Raw genomic sequence first — 16,947 nt, forward strand, 5'->3', positions numbered from 1 at the left:
TCTGAATCATGAGTTTGCTCAATATCGGGATGTCGGGGCTCAATGCCGCCCAGGGATCGTTGTCGGTCTTAAGTAACAACATCGCCAACGTCAACACCCCGGGGTACTCGCGACAACAGAGCGCTCAGACCTCGAATGCGTCGAACGCCTACGGCGGCGTATTTATCGGCACTGGCACCACCCTCGCGGACGTGCGTCGGGTGTACAACCAGTTTCTCACCTCGGCTTACCAGAGCAGCACGGCACTCGACAGCGACGCCAATGCCTACCTGGACCAGGCCAGTGCCATCGACAAGACGATGTCGGATTCAAACACCGGCATGTCCTCAGTGCTCAGTGCTTTTTTTGCGGCGGCGCAGACGGCTTCAGCCACCCCGAGCGATGTGTCCGCACGCCAGTTGCTGTTGACCAGCGCGCAGACCTTGAGCAACCGCTTCAACTCCATCTCCGGCCAGTTGACCCAGCAGAAACAAACGATCAACAGCCAGTTGAGCACCATGAGTGATCAGGTTAACAAGCTGACGTCCTCAATCGCCTCGCTCAACAAGCAGATTGCCCAGGCCCAGGGAACGTCCAGCAGTGCGCCGGCCAACCTGCTGGATTCGCGTGATGAGGCGGTGCGTTCGCTCAACGAACTGATCGGCGTTACCGCCACGGAAAAAAACGGCCAGTTCAGTATTACGACCGGTACGGGGCAGTCGCTGGTGGAAGGGGGTATTTCCAACAATATCTCTGCGGTGCCGAGTAGCACCGACAACAGCCAGTACACCATCCAGCTCTCGATGGGCGACACGTCCATCGACCTGGGCAACGTGGTCACCGGCGGCAGTATCGGTGGCTTGTTGCGCTATCGCAGTGACGTGCTGATGCCTGCCATCAATGATCTGGGGCGAATCGCGATTGCCACGGCAGACACGATCAACAACCAGTTGGGCCAGGGCCTGGACCTCAACGGCGAATTCGGTTCGTCGCTGTTCAGCGATATCAACAGCGCGGCCGCGATTTCCCAGCGCAGCCAGGGGGCGGCCGGTAACAGCGCGGGGTCCGGCAACCTCAACGTTTCGATCGCAGACAGCAGCCAACTGACGACCTTCGACTACAAAGTGACGTTTACCAGCGGCAACCAGTACAACGTCGTGCGCTCCGATGGCAAGGCCATGGGCTCGTTCGACACCACCACCACGCCGCCGCCGGTGATTGATGGTTTTACCCTGGCGTTGAATGGCAAAGGCCCGGTGGCTGCCGGTGACAGCTTCAAAGTCAGCCCCACGGCCAACGGCGCCACGGGCATCGGTGTCGACCTCAAGGACGCTAACAAGCTCGCTTTCGCCGGCCCCTTGGCGGGGAATGCGAGCACGACCAACACCGGTACCGGTACGTTCACGCCGCCTCAGTTGACGATCCCGCTGGATATTCATGGCGGCGCCGACACAGCCCAACTGCGCAGCGGTATCGAAAACTCGATGCCGGTGAAAATGCTGTTTGGCAAGCCGGCAGCCGATGGTACCCAGTCGTATACGGTGAGCGACGCGCAAGGCAACCCGATCGGCAGTGGCACCATCATCCCCGGTCAGGGCAACAAGATCAGCATCAACGTACCGATGCGTGATGCCTCCGGTGCGCTGATCCCGGGCAAGAGTTTCAGTTTCGACACCACTGTCGGCGGCTCGCCAGCCAATGGCGACAGCACCACCTTTTCGTTCAACGCTTCGGGCACCTCCGACAACCGCAACGCTCAGCAATTGCTGAACTTGCAAACCAAGGCCACGGTGGGCGTCGGCGACGGCACCACCGGGGTGAGCCTGGTCAGCGCCAACGCCCGTCTCGTGTCGCAAGTGGGTTCCAAAGCCAGTCAGGCCGCTACCGACACCACCGCCACCGGCGCGCTGTTGGCGGCGAACAAGGCCGCCAGCAACTCGGTTTCCCAGGTCAACCTGGATGAAGAGGCGGGCGACATGATCAAGTTCCAGCAGTACTACACCGCGTCGTCGCAGATCATCAAGGCTGCGCAAGAAACTTTCAGCACACTGATTAATGCCCTTTAAAGGAGTCTGGGACGATGCGTATTTCCACACAGCAGTATTTCGACACCAGCGCCAGCAAGTATCAGACTAACTATTCCGGTGTGGTGAAAGCCCAGGATCAGGCGAGCAGCGGTATCCGGGTGCAAACCGCCTCGGATGATCCGGTCGCCGCCGCACGCTTGCTGCAATTGCAGCAGCAGAAAGACATGCTCGGTCAGTTCAGCGGCAACATCAACAGCCTGCAGAACTCGATGAACAACGAGGAGACGGTGCTGAAGAGCATCAACACCGCCTTGCAGCGCGGTAATGAACTGGCACTGCGTGCGGCTAACCAATCCCTCAGCGATGCCGATCGTAAATCGATCGCCAGCGAGGTGGGGTCGCTTGAGGATCAGGTGTTGGGCTTGCTCAACTCCAAGGATGCCAACGGCAACTACATGTTTTCCGGGTCGAAAACCGACACGCCGCCTTACATCCGCAATAACGACGGCACCTACACGTATCAGGGTGACGAGACGCCGCTGAGCCTGCAGATCTCGGACAATTTGTCGATGTCGGCCGGTGATACCGGCAAGGCGCTGATGGAAAGCTCGACCAACACCGGCCGTACCCAGGCCACGTTGTTGCCGCCTGCGGTCAATGACGGCACGGTTGCGGTATCGGCGGGCACGGTGACCTCCGGCGTCACCTACACCAAGAGTTTTACCGACGGCCAGCCCTACAAGCTGACCTTCAGCAGCAGCACACAGTATTCCGTGACCGACAAAGACGGTAACGACATTACCTCCGAGATCCCTGGCAACGGCACCTTCGACGCAACGAAAGAAGGCTCCTCCAGCGTCAACCTGCGCGGCGTCAAGTTCGATATCAGCTTGACCCTCGGTGCGGATGTGGCGCCAGGCGCTGCCTCCGATGCGCTGGTGGCGGGCAAGGCGTTTACCCTGCAATCCAAGCCGGATACGTTCAGTGCTTCGCGTTCGCCAGGCAACGCGTCGACGGCACAAGTGACCGGTGGCCAGGTGACGGACCAGGCGGCTTATGCCAGCACGTTCCCCAACACCGGTGCGGTGATCAAATTCACCAGCGGCACCACGTATGAGGTGTATGCGCAGCCCTACACTCCAAACAGCAAGACCATCGCGACCGGGACCATGGCTGCCGGTGCCACCTCGATCAACGCGGCGGGCGTCACCTTTGATATCAGCGGTGCGCCAGGGGCGGGCGACCAGTTTGCGGTCAGCGCTGTCAGCAACAAGAACGAAAACGCGCTGGACACCCTGAGCCAGTTGCGTAAAGCCCTGGAAACCCCGGCGGACGGCAACCTGGTTGCGCAGAACAACCTCAAGGACGTCGTGGCCAAAACCATCGGCAACCTGAACAATGCCAGTTCGCAGATTGACCAGGTGCGCGGTTCCATTGGTGCCCGCCAGAACGCCCTGGACCTGCAGACGGATGAAAACACCAGCCTGGGGACTGCCAACACCAACACCATGAGCTCGCTGGGCAACGTCGACATGGGGCAGGCTGCGATCAACCTGCAGCTGCAGCAGACCATGTTGCAGGCCTCGCAGTTGGCCTTTGTGAAAATCTCTCAGTTGAGCCTGTTCAACAAAATGTGATGCCCGCGTCTGCAAACCTGCGGCTCACCCTGGAAACGGGGTGGGCCGTTGTTGTTTTTGGGGCTTGTATGTCCCCGTGTTTCGCACAAAGCGCAGAAAATTGAGTGACCTGTGAGTCATAAAGCGCATCTTCACTGTATCGTGTGAAAAGGATAAGTCGTCGCCAGGTCGTTGCGCGGTGGCTTTCGGCGAGATTTTGCGGGGTTATCCCCTTTATTGTCAGCGCCCCCCGAGGCAGTTCGCGGGGTGTTCTCCAGCTATTTAGTATTGGGAAGCCACAATGATTGGCATAAAAAGCATCGCCAGTTACGTGCCGGCAGACGGGATTGATAACTACGCCCAGGGTGCCAAATTCGCCAAGGATGAAGAATTCATCATTGGCAAGATCGGGTCGGCGTTTCTGCCGCGCAAGGATGCTGCGCAGGAGACCTCCGACCTGTGCGTCGAGGCGGTCAACGCCTTGTTTGCCAACAACCCCGATTTGAAGCGCGAATCCATCGACGCGCTGATCGTCGTCACCCAGAACGGCGACGAAGAGGGTTTGCCTCACACCGCGGCCATCGTCCAGGACAAACTGGGCCTGCCGACGCACGTGGCGGCCTTTGACATTTCCCTGGGTTGCTCCGGCTACGTCTACGGTATCTACGCGATGAAGGGCTTCATGGAAGCCACCGGCCTGAAAAACGGACTGTTGGTCACCGCTGACCCGTACTCCAAGATCGTCGACCCGGAAGATCGCAACACCACCATGCTGTTCGGCGACGCCGCGACCGCCACCTGGATGGGTGAAGACGCGCCGTGGCAGTTGGGCAAGTCCAAGTTCGGCACTGACGGTTCCGGTGCGCCGCACTTGAAGGTCAGCGATGGCGTGTTCTTCATGAACGGCCGCCAGGTGTTCAACTTTGCGCTGCTCAAGGTGCCTGCGCATTTGCATGAGCTGCTTAACGAATCGGATCTGAAGGCCGACGAGATCGACGCCTTCTGCATTCACCAGGGCAGTGCGGCGATTGTCGATGCCGTGGCCCGGCGTTTTGAAGATGCACCGGTGGACAAGTTCATCAAGGACATGGTCGAGACCGGTAACACGGTGTCGTCGAGCATTCCGCTGTTGCTGGAAAAGCACATGCTGGATTCCACCTGGAAGCGCGTCGCTATCAGTGGTTTTGGTGTTGGCCTGTCCTGGGGTTCGGCGATTCTGCACCGCCCTTGATGCCTTAAAGGCGCTGCACAAAAAAACGCCCATGGTCGAAAGATCATGGGCGTTTTTTATTTGGCGCCAGAAAAGCCAGCAATTGCTCAGGTTTGGCCTACTGTAAATGCTTGAATTACAAGGGGTGGCACGGCGCCAGTAAAAAAAATCAAAAAAGTCCTCAAGCAACCTGCTTTCACGACGATAACTATTACGAAGGTTCTCTAGGCCACACCCGGCGGTTGCCAGGGCCGGAAGCCGCAGTACACCACCCACGAGGATTTCGTCATGGCATTAACAGTAAACACCAACCTTGCTTCGTTGACCGTTCAGAACAACCTGAACAAGGCTTCCAGCGCCCTGCAAACTTCCATGCAGCGCCTGTCCTCCGGCCTGCGTATCAACAGCGCCAAAGACGATGCGGCCGGCCTGCAAATCGCTGGTCGTCTGACCAGCCAAATCAACGGCCTGGGCGTTGCTATCAAGAACGCCGGTGACGGTAACTCCATCGCGCAAACTGCTGAAGGCGCGATGCAGCAATCCACCAACATCCTGCAGACCATGCGTTCCCTGGCTCTGTCGTCCGCTAACGGCTCCCTCAGCGCTGACGACCGTAAGTCGAACCAGGCTCAGTACGCTGCTCTGAGTTCGGAATTGACCCGTATCGCATCGACTACTACCTTCGGTGGCCGTAACCTGCTGGACGGTTCTTTCGGTACTACCGCTTTCCAAGTAGGCGCGAACGCCAACCAGACCATCAACATGAGTCTGGGTAACGTAGCGGCCAGTAACATCGGTTCGCAGCAACTGCTGTCCAACGCTCAGACGCCAAGCCTTAACGGTGTTGCGGGCGGCACTATCACTGTGACCGGTGGTGGTCAGGTGTCGAACGCTCTGACCATCGCTCAAGGCGCGTCGGCCAAGCAAATTGCTGCCCAGCTTAATGGCGCAGTAGGCGGTCTGGCGGCCACTGCTAGCACTGAGCTTCAGTTCACGCTTCCTGCTGCTGGCTTTCCTACGGCCACTCCTAGCGGTAAGTTCGACCTTACAGTCGGCAGCGGTCCTACTGCCTCTACTGTTTCGTTCGTGGGTATCACCAGCGCTGCCGACCTGGCGGGTCAACTGAACTCCAACGCTGCCAAACTGGGTATCAGCGTTAACTTCAACCAGTCGACCGGCGCCCTGTCGATCAAATCCGACTCGGGTGAGAACTTCACCTTCGCCAATGCTGACACCGGTGCCCAAACTATCGGCATTGCCACTAAAGGCGGCGACGGTAAGTTCAATGCTACCGTGACCAACCTGGCCGCAACCAACCTGACCGCTACCGGCCAAGTTTCGTTGAACTCCAGCTCCAGCTACTCGCTGGCTGGCGGCGGCGTTACCGGTGTGTTCGGTGCTGCAGCTGCTACCGCTGTCAACTCGGCGCAAGTCGTCGTCAGCAATACCGACGTGACCACTGCTGACAACGCACAGAGCGCGGTAGACGTGCTTACCCAAGCACTGTCCACCATCGACTCCCAGCGTGCTGACCTCGGTGCTGTACAAAACCGTTTCGACAACACCATCGCCAACCTGCAGAGCATCTCGGACAACTCCACCGCTGCTCGTGGCGTGATCCAGGACGTTGACTTCGCTGCTGAAACTGCTCAGCTGACCAAGCAACAAACCCTGCAACAGGCTTCCACTGCGATCCTGTCCCAGGCGAACCAACTGCCATCCGCTGTACTGAAGCTGCTTCAGTAATAACGGCGCTTGGTAACTGACGGAAGGGCGCGTTTACGTGCCCTTTTGTCTTTTCCGTGATGAGGGGAATGGTCATGGACATGAGCGTCAAGCTGAACCTGTCTTACCCTGCGGCGGCGCCACAGAATGCACCTGCTCCCGTCAGTGCCGACTCGCAGAAACCCAAGGTGGACGCCGTTGCCGGCGCGGCAGATGCCAAGCAGTCATCGAGCCACACCGACCTGAAAAAAGCGGTCAAGGACATAAACGAATTCATCCAGGCTGCCCAGCGCAAACTGGATTTTTCCATTGATGACTCCACCCACCAGGTGGTGGTCAAGGTCATCGCCACCGAAAGCGGTGAGGTCATTCGCCAGATTCCTTCGGAATTGGCACTGAAACTCGCCCAGAGCCTTCATGACGCCAGCAGCTTGCTGTTTGACGCCAAGGTCTAAACTGGCATGAACTTTGTTGCGAAAACTGCCTAAAGCGTTGTTCGTCAATAAAGCATCAGCCCCGGATCAGGAGAAAGACGATGACAGTCGTAGCAGGTTTAACGGTCAACGGCCCGGGTACGGGTATCGATGTGCAAGGTCTTGTGAAGTCGTTGGTGGGGGCGCAAACCGCACCCAAGCAAGCGCAGATCGATAGCCAGACAAAAACGTCCACTGCGCAACTGACCTCGATCGGGAAAATCCAGGCGGCCCTGGATGCGTTCCGGGGCGCGCTGGACAACATGACAAAGACCGTCAACTTCAGCGGCTTGAGTTCGACGCTTTCGAACGACAAGCTCGCGACGGTCACGCTGGGGCCTGGCGCCGCCGCCGGCAACTTTACGCTGGGTGTTACCCAATTGGCCACGGCGTCAAAGGTCTCCTCGGCGGTGATTTCTGGCGGGCCGACGGCCGTTGTCAATTCCGGGGCTTCGGCGACGGTGTTTACGGTCTCCCAGTCCGGCAAGAATTACAGCGTCAGCGTGCCGCCGGGCGGGACCCTGCAGCAGGTGCGTGACTCGCTCAACTCGCAGTACGGTAATGTGGGTTTGAGTGCCAACATCCTGACTGACTCCAATGGTTCCCGATTGGTGGTCACGTCCTCGACCACCGGTGTAGGTAGCGACATCACCTTCAAGGGCTCTTCGGGCCTGGATACGGGCGCGACGGTTGTGGGCTCGGCACCGCAGAACGCCATATATAACCTGGACGGCAGTCCTCAAGAATCCACGAGCAATACCCTGCCCGACGCAATCAGTGGTGTGAGCATCACCTTGACGGGGGTTTCGGGGACTGATCCCGCTTCGACTATTAAAGTGTCTGCTAACGCCGCCACCCTGAAGTCGGCAGTCAAGGGTTTCACGGACACTTACACAGCGTTGGTCAAGGCTGTGAATGCCGAGACTCAGGTCACCACCAACGCCGACGGGTCCGTCACGCCAGGTGCGCTGACAGGGGATAGCTCGGTACGCACCATGATGTCGTCGATCCGCAACGTGATGAACTCGGTGACGGGTAGCGGTGCGTTCAAGTCACTCGCGCAATTTGGTGTGACGACGGACCAGACAACAGGCGCGCTGAGCGTCAGTGATGTGGCGTTTGACAAGGCGGCCCTCACTAACGGCTCTGACATCAACAGCATCTTCACTGGCCCCACAGGGCTGTTGGCAAGCCTGACGAATGCCACCGCCAACTTTGCGCTGAGCAAGACCGGGGTGTTCGCCCAAAAGTCCACGACCCTGCAGGACAACCTCAGGGACTTGACCGACCAACAGACCGCCCTGAACACGCGCTCTGATGCCCTGACGGCCTCCCTGACGGTTAAGTACAACGCGATGGACTCCCTGGTTGCCCAGCTCAAGGCTCAAGGCGACAGCGTAATGACCACGCTCAACTCGCTGAACAATCCGAAGACCACCTGACGGGGGCGCGGATAAAGCCCGCCCAAGGCGCTGTGTCACAGCGCCAGGCGGGCTAAAGTTTTGTGTAACGCCGTCGACATAATAATCAGCACCCACCCTTTTTAGTTGTCGCCTGTCACGAGGTAGAAACATGAATCCCATGAGAGCCCTTCGCCAATACCAGAAGGTCAACACCCACGCCCAGATCTCCGAAGCCAGCCCGCACCGCCTGGTGCAGTTGCTGATGGAAGGCGCGCTGGATCGTATGGCGCAGGCCAAGGGTGCGATGGCTCGCGGTGATATCGCGCAGAAGGGGCTGATGCTGGGCAAGGCGGTGGACATCCTCGTCGGGTTGCGTGACGGTCTTAACCCCGAGAAGACACCGGACCCGATCGCGCTGCAGCAGTTGGATAACCTGTATGCCTTCATGAGCATGCGCCTGCTGGAAGCCAACCGTCAGAACGACGCTGCTATGATCGATGAGGTCGCAGGTCTTTTGATTACGCTCAAGGAAGGCTGGGATGGTATTGCCACCGAGGTGCAGTAGGCCGACAGGCCTGAGGACGATGTCATGAGTCAAGCATTGCAAAAAATCGACGAGACCCGTGAAGCGCTGTCCGAGGCGTTGGCTGAACGCAACTGGAGTGCAATCGGCGAACTGGATTTGGGCTGCCGCGCGTTGATCGATGCTGCGCTTAACGAGGATTCGGCGGATGAGGCGGCGATTCGGGCAAAGCTGGAAGACCTGCTTTCGGTGTATCAGCAGTTGCTTGAAGCGACGACAGGGGAGCGTCAGGCTATTTTCGAAGAGATGTCGCAGTTCAATCGAGCTAAACACGCGTCAAAGGTTTACCATATGTTCGGCTGAAGGCTCAGTTAATCCGAACAAAGCGCGTCATAAATTTGACTGTGCACGATTTTTTGACTTAACTAGTGCTATTTTCAGACGTCAGAAAGCCGTAGCGCAGAAAATGCCTACAGCAATCTAGATTGCCCCAACTCGAGGGCATTAAGTTTTACTAGGGAAGTTGCTATTGCATGTGGCGTGAAACCAAAATTCTGCTGATCGATGACGATAGCGTTCGGCGCCGCGATCTTGCGGTGATCCTGAATTTTCTTGGCGAAGAAAATCTACCCTGCGGCAGCCATGACTGGCAGCAGGCGGTCAGCTCTTTGTCGTCGAGCCGTGAAGTCATTTGTGTGCTGATCGGGACGGTAAACGCTCCTGGCGCATTGCTGGGCTTGTTAAAGACACTGTCAACCTGGGATGAGTTCCTTCCGGTGTTGCTGATGGGCGATATTTCTTCCGTGGACCTTCCGGAAGATCAGCGCCGCCGTGTTCTTTCCACCCTCGAAATGCCCCCCAGCTACAGCAAATTGCTCGACTCCCTGCACCGTGCCCAGGTCTACCGCGAGATGTACGATCAGGCCCGCGAGCGCGGCCGTCACCGCGAACCCAACCTGTTCCGCAGCCTCGTCGGCACCAGCCGTGCGATCCAGCACGTGCGCCAGATGATGCAGCAAGTGGCCGACACCGACGCCAGCGTGCTGATCCTCGGCGAGTCCGGTACCGGCAAGGAAGTGGTCGCGCGCAACCTGCATTACCATTCCAAGCGTCGCGACGGGCCCTTTGTGCCGGTCAACTGCGGGGCGATCCCGGCAGAGCTTTTGGAAAGCGAACTGTTCGGCCACGAGAAGGGCGCCTTTACCGGTGCGATCACCAGCCGTGCCGGGCGTTTTGAGCTGGCCAACGGCGGCACCCTGTTCCTCGACGAAATCGGCGACATGCCACTGCCGATGCAGGTCAAGCTGCTGCGAGTCCTGCAGGAGCGTACCTTCGAGCGTGTGGGCAGCAACAAGACCCAAAGCGTTGACGTGCGCATCATTGCTGCCACCCACAAAAACCTCGAAAGCATGATCGAGGTCGGCAGCTTCCGCGAAGACCTGTACTACCGCCTCAATGTATTCCCGATCGAAATGGCGCCCCTGCGCGAGCGCGTCGAAGACATCCCGCTGCTGATGAACGAACTGATCTCGCGCATGGAGCACGAAAAGCGCGGCTCGATCCGTTTCAACTCGGCGGCGATCATGTCCCTGTGCCGCCACGGCTGGCCGGGCAACGTCCGTGAGCTGGCCAACCTGGTGGAGCGCATGGCGATCATGCACCCGTACGGGGTGATTGGCGTGGTCGAGCTGCCGAAGAAATTCCGCTACGTCGACGACGAAGACGAGCAGTTGGTGGACAGCCTGCGCAGCGACCTGGAAGAGCGCGTGGCCATCAACGGCCATACGCCGGACTTCGGTTCAACCGCCATGCTGCCGCCGGAAGGCCTGGACTTGAAGGACTACCTCGGCAGTCTCGAGCAAGGCCTGATCCAGCAGGCGCTCGACGACGCCAATGGCATCGTCGCCCGTGCCGCCGAACGCCTGCGCATCCGCCGTACCACCCTGGTGGAAAAGATGCGCAAGTACGGCATGAGCCGAAAAGAAGGTGATGAACAGGCGGATGATTGACGCCTGTTTTTCAAGCCGCTGAATTTTCAGCGGTTTTTTTTCGGCACGGGTATTGCTACAGCACTCGCAACGTTCCGTTTAACTGACGGTCAGCCAAGCGAGAGAGCATGATGCCCCACGCCGCCCAACTATCTTCGGTCCCCGACACTCAGGGGCCTGCCCCCTCCGTGGAACAGATCAGCCGCCTTGGACTTGAACAGGCGTTTTCCCTGTTCAACCAGATGTCCAGCCAGTTGACTGACTCCTACAGCCTGTTGGAAGCGCGGGTGTCCGAGCTTAAAGGCGAGTTGGCGGTGGTCAGCGCCCAGCGCATGGAAGAACTGGCCGAAAAAGAGCGCCTGGCCAACCGTCTGCAAAACCTCCTCGACCTGTTGCCCGGTGGCGTGATCGTCATCGACGACCAGGGCCGCGTGCGCGAAGCCAACCCGGCAGCCTGCGACATGCTGGGCCTGCCGCTGGAAGGCGAGTTGTGGCGTGAGGTCATCACCCGCTGCTTCGCGCCGCGAGAAGACGACGGCCACGAAATCTCCCTCAAGGACGGGCGCCGCCTGTCCATCGCCACCCGCTCCCTGGATGCCGAGCCCGGCCAGTTGGTGCTGCTCAACGACCTGACCGAAACCCGTCACCTGCAAGACCAACTGGCACGCCATGAGCGCTTGTCATCGCTGGGGCGGATGGTTGCTTCTCTGGCGCATCAGATTCGTACGCCGTTGTCCGCCGCGCTGATTTACGCCAGTCATTTGACTGATGAGCAATTGCCGGTCGCCACTCACCAGCGTTTTGCCGGTCGCCTCAAGGAGCGCCTGCATGAACTGGAGCACCAGGTTCGCGACATGCTGGTGTTTGCCCGTGGCGAATTGCCGCTGACCGACCGCGTCACCCCGGCCGCGTTGATGCAATCGCTGCAAGCTGCTGCCGCCACCCACATCCAGGAAGCGTCAGTCCGTTGGCAGTGCGACAGCCATCAAGGCGAGTTGCTGTGCAACCGCGACACCCTGGTGGGCGCGCTGCTCAACCTGATCGAAAACGCGACCCAAGCCAGTGGCCCCGGGGCGCGGCTCAAAGTGCACCTGTATAACCGCGGCGACACCCTGCGCCTGGGTATCAGCGACAGCGGTAGCGGGATTGATCCGGTGGTGCTGCAACGCCTGGGCGAGCCTTTTTTCACCACCAAAACCAACGGTACCGGCCTGGGCCTGACCGTGGTCAAGGCCGTCGCCCGTGCACATCAGGGAGAATTGCAGCTGCGTTCCCGGTTGGGTCGCGGCACGTGCGCGATGATCACGCTGCCGCTGTTTTCATGCGCTGTCGGCGCGGAGTAAAAGGTCATGGCTATCAAGGTTCTATTGGTTGAAGACGATCGCGCCCTGCGTGAAGCATTGGCTGACACGCTGTTGCTGGCGGGCCATGACTACCGGGCGGTCGGTTCTGCCGAAGAGGCCTTGGACGCGGTAGAGCAGGAGTCCTTCAGCCTGGTGGTCAGTGACGTGAACATGCCGGGCATGGACGGCCACCAGTTGCTCGGCCTGTTGCGTGCACGCCAGCCGCAATTGCCGGTGCTGTTGATGACCGCCCACGGCGCCGTAGAGCGTGCCGTCGACGCGATGCGCCAGGGCGCCGCGGATTATCTGGTCAAACCCTTCGAGCCCAAAGCCTTGATCGAACTGGTTACCCGGCATGCCCTGGGCACCCTGGGCGTTGCCGACGGCGAAGGCCCGATCGCCTTCGAACCGGCCAGTGCGCAACTGTTGGAGCTGGCGGCCCGTGTCGCCCGCAGCGATTCCACGGTGTTGATCTCCGGCGAATCCGGCACCGGCAAGGAAGTGCTGGCGCGCTACATTCACCAGCAATCCCACCGTGCCAGCCAGCCGTTCATTGCGATCAACTGCGCGGCCATCCCCGACAACATGCTCGAAGCCACTTTGTTCGGCCATGAAAAGGGCTCGTTCACCGGCGCCATCGCGGCCCAGGCCGGCAAGTTCGAACAGGCGGACGGCGGCACCATCCTGCTGGACGAAATTTCCGAAATGCCCCTGGGCCTGCAAGCCAAATTGCTTCGGGTATTGCAGGAGCGCGAAGTGGAGCGGGTGGGCGCGCGCAAGCCGATCCAGCTGGACATCCGCGTGGTTGCCACCACCAACCGCGACCTGGCGGGCGAAGTGGCGGCGGGGCGCTTCCGTGAGGATCTGTTCTACCGGCTCTCGGTGTTCCCGCTGGCCTGGCGCCCGTTGCGCGAGCGCCCGGCCGACATCATCCCGCTGGCCGAGCGCCTGCTGAGCAAGCACGTCAATAAAATGAAGCATGCCCAGGCGCGCCTCTCGGCCGACGCCCAGGCCTGCCTGGTCAGCTACCCATGGCCCGGCAATGTGCGGGAACTGGACAATGCGATCCAGCGGGCGTTGATTTTGCAGCAGGGCGGTTTGATCCAGCCTCAGGATTTCTGCCTGGCCATGGGCACAGGCGGCGCGCCGCTCCCCACGCTGGCGACCGCGCCGCACGTTGAGGCCGTGCCTGCCGAGTCCGCCGGTGCCTTGGGCGACGACCTGCGCCGCCGCGAATTCCAGATGATCATCGACACCCTGCGCTCCGAGCGCGGCCGCCGCAAAGAGGCCGCCGAGCGCCTGGGCATCAGCCCGCGCACCTTGCGCTACAAGCTGGCGCAGATGCGCGATGCCGGGATGGACGTGGAAGCCTACCTCTACGCCACTTGAGAATTCTCGAAGCCGACAGGGTTAGTCGCCTTTTCTTACGAATTGCCACGGAGCTGGCACCCTTGTTGCTACCACCCCAGTAACCGTTGCGTAGTGTCAAAAAATTGCGGGTCGTCGGAGAGAACGTTCATGAGCCAAGGTGTTGAATTCAATCGGTTGATGTTGGATATGCGGTCCATGCAAATGGATGCCATGTCTCAACCGAAATCCGCCGCGCAAGCCGTACCGGAATTGGGCCAGAGCAGCTTTGCCGACATGCTCGGCCAGGCCATCAACAAGGTCAGCGATACCCAGCAGGCTTCCAATCAGTTGGCGACCGCCTTCGAGATTGGCAAAAGCGGCGTGGACCTCACCGACGTGATGGTCGCCTCGCAAAAAGCCAGCGTTTCATTCCAGGCCTTGACCCAGGTGCGCAACAAGCTGGTTCAAGCCTATCAAGACATCATGCAGATGCCGGTTTAAGGACGATTTGAGTCATGGCAGAAGCAGTCGTGGATAACGCACCCGCCAAGGCAGACGGCAAGCCGCCGCTGTTTGGCCTGTCGTTCCTGGAAAACCTCTCCGAGATGACCATGCTGCGTCAGGTGGGCCTGATGGTCGGCCTGGCTGCCAGCGTGGCGATTGGTTTTGCCGTGGTGCTGTGGTCCCAGCAACCGGATTACCGCCCGTTGTACGGTAGCCTGGCGGGCATGGATTCCAAGCAGATCATGGAAACCCTGGCGGCAGCAGATATTGCCTACACCGTCGAACCGAATTCCGGCGCCCTGTTGGTCAAGGCTGATGACGTGGCTCGGGCGCGGATGAAACTGGCGGCAGCCGGTGTCACCCCGTCCGACGCCAATATCGGCTTTGAGATCCTCGACAAGGATCAGGGCCTGGGCACCAGCCAGTTCATGGAAGCCACCCGCTACCGTCGCGGCCTGGAAGGCGAACTGGCGCGCACTATTTCCGCGTTGAACAACGTCAAGGGCGCCCGCGTGCACCTGGCGATTCCGAAAAGCTCGGTGTTTGTGCGCGACGAGCGCAAGCCCAGCGCGTCGGTATTGGTGGAACTGTTTGCAGGCCGCTCCCTGGAGCCTGGCCAGGTATTGGCGATCATCAACCTGGTGGCCACCAGCGTTCCCGAATTGAGCAAGTCGCAAATCACCGTGGTCGACCAGAAGGGCAACCTGCTGTCCGACATGGCGGAGAACTCCTCGCTGACCATGGCCGGCAAGCAGTTCGACTACAGCCGTCGCATGGAAAGCATGCTGACCCAGCGCGTGCACAACATCCTGCAACCGGTGTTGGGTAATGATCGCTACAAGGCTGAAGTGTCGGCCGACGTGGATTTCAGCGCGGTCGAATCGACCTCCGAGCAGTTCAACCCGGACCAGCCGGCCCTGCGCAGCGAGCAGTCGACCACCGAACAACGCACCGCCAGCAATGGCCCGCAAGGCGTGCCGGGTGCCCTGAGCAACCAGCCGCCAACCCCGGCTACCGCCCCGCAAACCACCGGTGGCGCTGCCGCTACCGCAGGCGCAGTGCAACCTGGCCAGCCGCTGCTGGACGCCAACGGCCAGCAGATCATGGACCCGGCCACCGGCCAGCCGATGCTGGCGCCGTACCCGGCCGACAAGCGTCAACAATCCACCAAGAACTTCGAACTTGACCGTTCCATCAGCCACACCAAACAGCAGCAGGGCCGGATCAATCGCCTGTCGGTGTCGGTGGTGGTGGATGACCAGGTCAAGGTCAACGCCGCTGACGGCGCCGTCACCCGTGCACCGTGGAGCGCCGATGAATTGGCGCGCTTCACTCGCCTGGTACAGGACGCGGTGGGCTTCGATGCCAGCCGTGGCGACAGCGTCAGCGTGATCAACATGCCGTTCTCCGCCGAGCGTGGCGAAGTCATCGCCGAGGCAGCGTTCTATACTCAGCCGTGGTTCTGGGACATCGTCAAGCAAGTGCTGGGTGTGCTGTTTATCCTGGTGCTGGTGTTCGGCGTGCTGCGTCCGGTACTCAACAACATCACCGGCCATGGCAAAAAACAGCTGGCCCTGGCCGGTGGCGACGTCGAGTTGGGTGGCATGGGCGGTCTCGATGGCGAACTGGCCAACGACCGCGTGAGCCTAGGTGGCCCGCAAAGCATTCTGTTGCCGAGCCCGAGCGAGGGTTATGACGCTCAGTTGAACGCAATCAAGAGCCTGGTGGCCGAAGACCCGGGTCGTGTGGCCCAGGTCGTGAAAGAGTGGATTAACGCAGATGAGTGATGCTCGAGTCGCCGTAGCCAAACTCTCCCGGGTCGACAAAGCCGCCGTGCTGTTGCTGTCCCTTGGGGAAACCGATGCAGCCCAAGTGCTGCGCCACATGGGCCCCAAAGAGGTTCAGCGGGTAGGCGTGGCCATGGCGCAGATGCGCAATGTGCACCGCGAGCAGGTCGAGCAGGTGATGAGCGAGTTCGTCGAGATCGTCGGCGACCAGACCAGCCTGGGCGTCGGCTCCGACAGCTACATTCGCAAGATGCTCACCTCGGCCCTGGGCGAAGACAAGGCCAACGGCCTGATCGACCGCATCCTGCTGGGTGGCAACACCAGCGGCCTCGACAGCCTCAAATGGATGGAACCGCGGGCCGTGGCCGACGTGATCCGCTACGAACACCCGCAGATCCAGGCGATCGTGGTGGCGTATCTCGACCCCGACCAGGCCGGTGAAGTGCTTGGCCATTTCGACCACAAGGTGCGCCTGGACATCATCCTGCGCGTCTCGTCGTTGAACACTGTGCAGCCGGCGGCCTTGAAAGAACTGAACACGATTCTCGAGAAGCAGTTCTCGGGCAATTCCAACGCTTCGCGTACCACGTTGGGCGGCATCAAGCGTGCGGCCGACATCATGAACTTCCTCGACAGCTCGGTAGAAGGCCAGTTGATGGACTCGATCCGCGAGATCGACGACAGCCTGTCGGTGCAGATCGAAGACCTGATGTTCGTGTTCAACAACCTCTCCGATGTCGACGACCGTGGCATCCAGGCGTTGCTGCGCGAGGTCTCCTCCGACGTGCTGGTGCTGGCCCTCAAAGGCTCCGATGAAGGCGTCAAGGAAAAGATCTTCAAGAACATGTCCAAGCGGGCTTCCGAACTGCTGCGCGACGACCTCGAGGCCAAGGGCCCGGTGCGCGTCAGCGACGTGGAAACCGCGCAGAAAGAAATCCTCACCATTGCCCGCCGTATGGCCGAAGCCGGAGAAATCGTTCTCGGCGGAAAGGGCGGCGAAGAAATGATTTAAGGCGCCG

14 protein-coding genes are annotated in these 16,947 nt (G+C 60.1%); all 14 read left to right on the forward strand.

Annotated elements, in window-relative coordinates; genetic code table 11:
• Positions 1-8 precede the first annotated feature (8 nt).
• The 14 genes from flgK (at position 9) to fliG (ending at position 16,940) form a co-directional block, all read left to right on the forward strand.
• Positions 9-2,045 carry a flagellar hook-associated protein FlgK gene (gene flgK, locus HX875_RS09715; protein WP_177043023.1) on the forward strand — a complete coding sequence of 679 codons (2,037 nt, stop codon included), beginning with the start codon at positions 9-11 and terminating at the stop codon, positions 2,043-2,045.
• A 14-nt stretch (positions 2,046-2,059) separates the two neighbouring features.
• Complete coding sequence (locus tag HX875_RS09720) at positions 2,060-3,643, forward strand: flagellar hook-associated protein 3 (RefSeq protein ID WP_177043024.1); 1,584 nt, start codon at positions 2,060-2,062, stop codon at positions 3,641-3,643.
• A 280-nt stretch (positions 3,644-3,923) separates the two neighbouring features.
• Complete coding sequence (locus HX875_RS09725) at positions 3,924-4,853, forward strand: ketoacyl-ACP synthase III (protein WP_003214601.1); 930 nt, start codon at positions 3,924-3,926, stop codon at positions 4,851-4,853.
• Positions 4,854-5,120: 267 nt separating this feature from the next.
• On the forward strand, positions 5,121-6,578 hold the full coding sequence (locus tag HX875_RS09730) for a flagellin N-terminal helical domain-containing protein (protein WP_177043025.1): 1,458 nt from the start codon (positions 5,121-5,123) through the stop codon (positions 6,576-6,578).
• A 74-nt stretch (positions 6,579-6,652) separates the two neighbouring features.
• Positions 6,653-7,012: a flagellar protein FlaG gene (locus HX875_RS09735; RefSeq protein WP_177043026.1), complete on the forward strand. Its 360-nt coding sequence runs from the start codon at positions 6,653-6,655 to the stop codon at positions 7,010-7,012.
• Between the two features lie 80 nt (positions 7,013-7,092).
• Positions 7,093-8,472, forward strand: a complete 1,380-nt coding sequence (gene fliD, locus HX875_RS09740; protein ID WP_177043027.1) for a flagellar filament capping protein FliD — start codon at positions 7,093-7,095, stop codon at positions 8,470-8,472.
• Between the two features lie 130 nt (positions 8,473-8,602).
• A complete protein-coding gene (fliS, locus tag HX875_RS09745) occupies positions 8,603-8,998 on the forward strand; it encodes a flagellar export chaperone FliS (RefSeq protein WP_010166039.1) in 396 nt (131 codons plus the stop codon).
• A 24-nt stretch (positions 8,999-9,022) separates the two neighbouring features.
• Complete coding sequence (locus HX875_RS09750) at positions 9,023-9,319, forward strand: hypothetical protein (protein ID WP_010166041.1); 297 nt, start codon at positions 9,023-9,025, stop codon at positions 9,317-9,319.
• 170 nt (positions 9,320-9,489) lie between these two features.
• Positions 9,490-10,965, forward strand: a complete 1,476-nt coding sequence (locus HX875_RS09755) for a sigma-54 dependent transcriptional regulator (protein WP_177043028.1) — start codon at positions 9,490-9,492, stop codon at positions 10,963-10,965.
• 110 nt (positions 10,966-11,075) lie between these two features.
• Positions 11,076-12,287 (forward strand): sensor histidine kinase, encoded by a 1,212-nt coding sequence (locus HX875_RS09760; protein WP_218171911.1) that lies wholly within the window; start codon positions 11,076-11,078, stop codon positions 12,285-12,287.
• 6 nt (positions 12,288-12,293) lie between these two features.
• On the forward strand, positions 12,294-13,676 hold the full coding sequence (locus HX875_RS09765; RefSeq protein ID WP_177043030.1) for a sigma-54-dependent transcriptional regulator: 1,383 nt from the start codon (positions 12,294-12,296) through the stop codon (positions 13,674-13,676).
• A 129-nt stretch (positions 13,677-13,805) separates the two neighbouring features.
• A complete protein-coding gene (gene fliE, locus HX875_RS09770; RefSeq protein ID WP_010166049.1) occupies positions 13,806-14,138 on the forward strand; it encodes a flagellar hook-basal body complex protein FliE in 333 nt (110 codons plus the stop codon).
• Between the two features lie 14 nt (positions 14,139-14,152).
• Entirely contained in the window at positions 14,153-15,928 is a 1,776-nt protein-coding gene (fliF, locus tag HX875_RS09775; protein ID WP_010166051.1) for a flagellar basal-body MS-ring/collar protein FliF, read from the forward strand.
• Complete coding sequence (fliG, locus tag HX875_RS09780; RefSeq protein WP_177043031.1) at positions 15,921-16,940, forward strand: flagellar motor switch protein FliG; 1,020 nt, start codon at positions 15,921-15,923, stop codon at positions 16,938-16,940. The genes fliF and fliG overlap by 8 nt, the downstream gene beginning before the upstream one ends.
• Positions 16,941-16,947: the final 7 nt, after the last annotated feature.

The organism is Pseudomonas yamanorum (genome assembly GCF_013386765.1).
Classification (GTDB): Bacteria; Pseudomonadota; Gammaproteobacteria; order Pseudomonadales; family Pseudomonadaceae; genus Aquipseudomonas; species Aquipseudomonas yamanorum_A.

What these genes read in the sequence shown, in the direction of transcription:
- flgK (WP_177043023.1), top strand. Translation starts at nt 9, where the DNA reads ATGAGTTTGCTCAATATCGGGATGTCGGGGCTCAATGCCGCCCAGGGA.
- HX875_RS09720 (WP_177043024.1), top strand. Translation starts at nt 2,060, where the DNA reads ATGCGTATTTCCACACAGCAGTATTTCGACACCAGCGCCAGCAAGTAT.
- HX875_RS09725 (WP_003214601.1), top strand. Translation starts at nt 3,924, where the DNA reads ATGATTGGCATAAAAAGCATCGCCAGTTACGTGCCGGCAGACGGGATT.
- HX875_RS09730 (WP_177043025.1), top strand. Translation starts at nt 5,121, where the DNA reads ATGGCATTAACAGTAAACACCAACCTTGCTTCGTTGACCGTTCAGAAC.
- HX875_RS09735 (WP_177043026.1), top strand. Translation starts at nt 6,653, where the DNA reads ATGGACATGAGCGTCAAGCTGAACCTGTCTTACCCTGCGGCGGCGCCA.
- fliD (WP_177043027.1), top strand. Translation starts at nt 7,093, where the DNA reads ATGACAGTCGTAGCAGGTTTAACGGTCAACGGCCCGGGTACGGGTATC.
- fliS (WP_010166039.1), top strand. Translation starts at nt 8,603, where the DNA reads ATGAATCCCATGAGAGCCCTTCGCCAATACCAGAAGGTCAACACCCAC.
- HX875_RS09750 (WP_010166041.1), top strand. Translation starts at nt 9,023, where the DNA reads ATGAGTCAAGCATTGCAAAAAATCGACGAGACCCGTGAAGCGCTGTCC.
- HX875_RS09755 (WP_177043028.1), top strand. Translation starts at nt 9,490, where the DNA reads ATGTGGCGTGAAACCAAAATTCTGCTGATCGATGACGATAGCGTTCGG.
- HX875_RS09760 (WP_218171911.1), top strand. Translation starts at nt 11,076, where the DNA reads ATGCCCCACGCCGCCCAACTATCTTCGGTCCCCGACACTCAGGGGCCT.
- HX875_RS09765 (WP_177043030.1), top strand. Translation starts at nt 12,294, where the DNA reads ATGGCTATCAAGGTTCTATTGGTTGAAGACGATCGCGCCCTGCGTGAA.
- fliE (WP_010166049.1), top strand. Translation starts at nt 13,806, where the DNA reads ATGAGCCAAGGTGTTGAATTCAATCGGTTGATGTTGGATATGCGGTCC.
- fliF (WP_010166051.1), top strand. Translation starts at nt 14,153, where the DNA reads ATGGCAGAAGCAGTCGTGGATAACGCACCCGCCAAGGCAGACGGCAAG.
- fliG (WP_177043031.1), top strand. Translation starts at nt 15,921, where the DNA reads ATGAGTGATGCTCGAGTCGCCGTAGCCAAACTCTCCCGGGTCGACAAA.